The sequence below is a fragment of the Pseudomonas edaphica genome (assembly GCF_005863185.1).
In the GTDB taxonomy this organism is placed as follows: Bacteria; Pseudomonadota; Gammaproteobacteria; order Pseudomonadales; family Pseudomonadaceae; genus Aquipseudomonas; species Aquipseudomonas edaphica.
In genome coordinates this window covers 1-4,705 of the sequence record NZ_VBVZ01000496.1, presented here as the reverse complement: position 1 = coordinate 4,705, position 4,705 = coordinate 1, and the positions used below count along the sequence as shown (strand labels likewise).

Sequence of the window (4,705 nt, the reverse complement as noted above, 5' to 3'; positions counted from 1 at the left end):
CCTGCGCGATGGCGTTGATGTCTGAGTATTCTCCACCTCGCCTGCGTACCATGATGGTGACGATGGCCGCCTGTGGGTTCTCCTTTGGTGGTGCGGCGGGTGGTTTTGTCGCCGCTGGCTTCATTAGCAGCTTTGGTTGGCATTCGGTGTTTATTGCCGGAGCGTTAGCGCCTGTGTTGCTGTTACCTTTTCTGCTCAAATACCTCCCCGAGTCGCTGCCACGTCTGTTGCGTGACCAGCCACCTTATATACGTCTACGCAAAATCACTGCGCGTTTAGTGCCGGACTGGCAGCCTCCGGTCGCATCAGTTGCGCAAAATGAGCCAGAACAAGGCAGTAGGCTCACGGTGATCGAGTTGTTTCGGCATGGTTATGCGCGTCCGACTCTGCTGATCTGGTCAACGTTTTTCGTTAGCCTGATTCTGGTGTATTTCATGATCAGTTGGTTACCTTCACTGTTGCTTGAGAGTGGCATGAAGTTGAGTGAGGCAAACCTGGTGACTTCGGTATTCCTGTTCGCCGGTACCTTCGGGGCGGTCTGTCTGGCTTGGCTCGCCGACCGCTTGCAACACAAGGTGCGTCTGTTCTCGGCCGTATTTGTCGGTGGTGCGGTATGCACCATTATGCTCGGCCTGCACCATGAAAACCCGCGTTACCTGTGGGGCTTGGCTTTCGTAGCTGGTTTTTTCATCATTGGCGGTCAACTGGCGCTCAACGCTTTTACCAACAACTTCTATCCGTCCCACGTACGTGCCACCGGAGCAGGCTGGGCGCTGGGTATTGGTCGCTTTGGTTCAATCTTGGGTCCGCTGTTCGGCGCCATGTTGTTGGCGATGCATATTCCAGTGCCGCAGATTTTCTTCTACTGCGCGATTCCTGCAGTCATTGCCGCCTGGTTGGTCATTCAGGTGCGTCTGCCAGCGCCAGTGCCCTCGGCAGATTCGGAGCGCTCTGACGGTGCGAATGTGACGCTTGATTTGTCAGCGTCAACGGCGAAGGCTCCTTAAGTGAGAACACACGTAATGACGACACCGATCACTTGCATTGAAGATTTAAGATTGCTGGCAAAAAAGTCCTTAATGCTGGAGTTCGGAAGGTGTGTTCGCCGCCCCCTTACTGTTCAGCAGCGAAATACGGATAGTGCTTTGCGATTCCTGGCTATTTGATCGTTATGGGAGGCGGCAAAATCGTGGCCCGCAATGTGCTTCAAGCGGTCTTTCGATCAGCCAGTCACAAGAGGTTCCCTCCATGATCAGCACGGATGAATTGAGGCAGCTTGTACGTCCAGATGGCGTTCACAAGCGTGTCTATACCGACCCCGAGATCTTGTCCCTGGAAATGCAGAGAGCCTACGGACAGGCCCGGGTCCATGTGGGCCGTGAAAGCCAGGTGCCGACGGCCGGCGACTAGCACGCCACCCAGCTTGGCTACCACAAAGTCATCATGGTGCGGGTCAATGACCAGAAGATCAGCGGGCTCTATAACCGCTGCCCGCATCGCGGAGCGAACCTGGTTGCCGAGGGTGATGGTTGGGAGGCGCGGCGAGTTCGATCGTCACCCTTTGCGACGGTTCGCCTGTTCACGCCAGGAGTAGTTCCGAACGTTTAGAACCTCTCGCCCCCGTGAATGATTACCTTCTTGAAAATCGTAAAAGGGAACGCCTTCATGAACGTCATTCTGAAAGAATCGCTTATTGCAGGTTTGATCGGCGGAATCATTTCGGCCGTCATATCTTTTTTGGTGAATCAGAATTCACCGCTGCCTCTCTCTTCCCTGGAGAACTCGATAGGGCATGCCATTACCGGACTTATAAGCGGTTTGATCAGTGCCTTCATGGGCGTGTTCATGCTCCTTCGTAAAATAAGCAAATCGACGACCAAGTAAGTCCCTTACAGATCATCCATGTGCCAAAGGACCGGCGATGTTACCTATTGGATCGATGACGAAAGACATCCAACCTAAAGGAAAGCTGGCTCATGAATACCAAGCTAAAGATCGCAATGCTGTGCTATCCAGATATGACATTGCTGGACTTGCTGGGACCGGAAACGGTATTTAGCAAGTTTGCCGACATCTATCTCGTCTGGAAGACACTAGAGCCCGTACAAACCGACACAAACCTGTCGATCAACCCCAATTGCACACTGGCCGACTGCCCCAGCGATCTCGATATCGTGTTTGTACCGGGTGGCGCGGGTACCGGTCGCATGATGCGGGACGCCGAGATACTGTCTTTCATCCGGGAAAAAGGCCGCTCCAGCCGCTACATCACATCGGTGTGTACCGGGTCACTGATCCTGGCCGCAGCCGGACTTCTGACGGGCGTCAAGGCGACGACTCATTGGTCAGCGCGTGATGAGCTTGGCAGGCTGGGTGCAATAGTGGTCAAGGAACGTGTCGTCTTTGACGGTAATCGGATCACGGGCGGCGGGATTACTTCGGGTATCGATTTCGGCCTGAAGGTCGTGGCGACATTGATTGGCGAAGATGTTGCCAAGGGCATGACGCTGTTTCTTGAGTACGATCCAGCCCCACCTTTTACATCGGGTACACCGGAGCAGGCCGACGACGAGATACTCTCCATGCTGCTGCCTCATCTCGCGCCAATCACGGATGGGATTGCGGCTGCGACGAATGAAGTATGCCGTAGAAACAAGCGACTGCTCCACGCCATCTGAATACGAGTGCGAGCCAGCATCAAGTGCTTTATTTGGCTCAGATCCCCTATTAATAAATAGTGAGGAGGGGGGCGCGTCTGGCACTCGATGGCATGTTGTTCGAGATCGAGGCCGTCGCAGTCGTTGCCTGATAAGTTTCGGCGTGGTTTGTGTGGAAGCTAAGGCGTTGCACACTTGTGCAATGCCGACGTGGTGCTTGGCAGTTCGCCGAACCTATCCTTGTAGTACGCCGAAAACCGACCCAGATGCCCGAAACCAACCGCCAGCGCAATGTCGGTAATGCTGTTGGGCGAGTGGGCGATAATTTTGCGGCGGGCTTCGTCCAGGCGGATATTGCGTAGCCAGGCCATGGGGCCTAAGCCGAACTCCTTTTTGCAGAAGGTGTGCAGTGTGCGTGAACTGATTCCGGCTGCGCGAGCCAGGTCTTGCAGTGAGATTGGCGCCCACAAATGAGCAAGGCTGTACTGGCGTGCCGCGTCGAGTGCCGAGCGCTTCGTTGACGGAGGCTGTGACGCATGGCTCGCCGGCGTGTCAGGCTGTTTGTGTGTATGGGTTAAAAGGAGCAGGGCCAACCCAATCTCCAGATACTCCAGCCAGGCGGGGTGGCAATGGCCGAAACCGTCGCCGTGCCCTGGGTTTATCTGGTCGACGAGCGACTGAACAAGGCTGCACCATTGCGCAGCCACGTGACTGTCCAGCAGTACCACGGGCGCCAGATTTTGCCCCTCGTTCAGATCCGTAAGCGGTGTAGAAAGCCGCGAGGCAGCATCTCTGGCAAAAGCGGACGGCACCCGCAGAATGAGTTGCTCGCAGTTTTCGCTCCAGCGAAAACTGATTTCCCGTCGCGGTGCAAGAACGGCGACCTGACCAGGGCCTATGGAGGTGGTTGCCCCGTCACTTTTGATGACCGAGCGTCCCCGCAAGGGTACCTGGACCAGAATGAAACCATCGCACGGATCGGGCCGGATCTCAACGGCCGGCCCATAGCGAAGAATCATCAGCCTCAGGTGCCGGGTATCGATGCTGTACAGCGCGGAGTCCACTTCACCAGGCCCCCAGCGCATTACGTGATTGCTGAGTGCCTGACGCAGGTACGCCTGAAAGTCCGCCGCACTGCGCGACTGAAAGACTAGGTTGCGGTACATGGGGGATAAATCGAGTGTCTGGAAGTAGCTGTTCATCAATGACGCTCACGGCAGCAAGAGAAGATGGTTCGTCGTCTCATAAATGTCACATCGAAAAATTCTGGCGCTATCGACGTTTCAACGCATGAAAAATATAGCCAGATCAAGGTCACATTATCTGTAGGGCAGGGAGGCTCCCTCCATGCCCTTTTCATGGGTTTGAGGTGGAGCGTTGGCGCGGCATCCGGGTCAGGCGCAAGGCGTTGAGTACCACCGTCAACGAACTGATGGACATGCCGATTGCGGCCCAAATGGGCGTGATCCACCCCAGGGCGGCGAACGGCAGCATGAGGCCGTTATACAGCGCCCCCCACAGCATGTTCTCAATGATTATCCGACGTGTGCGCCGTGCCAGGCTGAAGGCTTGCACCAACGCATCCAGGCGGTTGGACAGCAGCACCGCGTCGGCGCTGGTCTTGGCCAGGTCGGTGGCCGAGCCCATGGCCACGCTGATATCCGCAGCGGCCAGCACCGGGACATCGTTGACCCCGTCACCGAGCATCAGCACTTTGCGGCCTTGGCGATGCAATTGTTGCAGCACTTGCAGCTTGTCATTCGGGCTCAGGCCGCCGCGTGCCTCGTCAATACCCAGTTCGCTGGCGACGCTGGCAACCATTGGCGAGCTGTCGCCCGACAGCAGCAGTGTGGTCCAGCCACGCGCCTTGCAGGCGGCAAGCAGCGCGGGGGCTTGGCTGCGCAGGTGGTCGTCAAGGACCAACCAGGCCAGCGGCCCTTGGCTATCGCCCAGCAGCAGCCATTGGCCGGCCTCATCCGGCATCGGCGGAACTGCACAGGCGCTCAGGTCACACACGAAGGCTGGCTGGCCGATGCGCAGGTGTTGCT

The 4,705-nt window shown here is 56.7% G+C and carries 5 protein-coding genes and 1 pseudogene; 4 read left to right on the top strand and 2 right to left on the bottom strand.

Annotated elements, in window-relative coordinates; translation table 11 throughout:
- From FEM54_RS25085 to FEM54_RS25070, 4 genes and pseudogenes are all read left to right on the top strand, one after another.
- The coding region (locus tag FEM54_RS25085) for an MFS transporter (RefSeq protein ID WP_138453494.1) at window positions 1–1,007 on the top strand (1,007 nt) is incomplete at its 5' end.
- A gap of 421 nt (window positions 1,008–1,428) precedes the next feature.
- Window positions 1,429–1,608 (top strand): annotated as a pseudogene (locus tag FEM54_RS35155) (Rieske 2Fe-2S domain-containing protein); the annotation flags it as partial.
- 57 nt (window positions 1,609–1,665) lie between these two features.
- Window positions 1,666–1,884, top strand: coding sequence for a hypothetical protein (locus FEM54_RS25075; RefSeq protein ID WP_116668793.1), 219 nt, complete (start codon window positions 1,666–1,668; stop codon window positions 1,882–1,884).
- A gap of 92 nt (window positions 1,885–1,976) precedes the next feature.
- The gene (locus tag FEM54_RS25070; RefSeq protein WP_116668754.1) at window positions 1,977–2,678 is read left to right on the top strand and encodes a DJ-1/PfpI family protein; all 702 of its coding nucleotides are present in this window, start codon (window positions 1,977–1,979) and stop codon (window positions 2,676–2,678) included.
- A 158-nt stretch (window positions 2,679–2,836) separates the two neighbouring features.
- On the opposite strand, the gene FEM54_RS25065 is transcribed toward FEM54_RS25070, so the two are convergent.
- Window positions 2,837–3,859, bottom strand: coding sequence for an AraC family transcriptional regulator (locus tag FEM54_RS25065; RefSeq protein WP_138453493.1), 1,023 nt, complete (start codon window positions 3,857–3,859; stop codon window positions 2,837–2,839).
- Between the two features lie 154 nt (window positions 3,860–4,013).
- Window positions 4,014–4,705, bottom strand: a 692-nt coding sequence (locus FEM54_RS25060) for an HAD-IC family P-type ATPase (RefSeq protein WP_138453492.1), incomplete at its 5' end; no start/stop codon positions are given.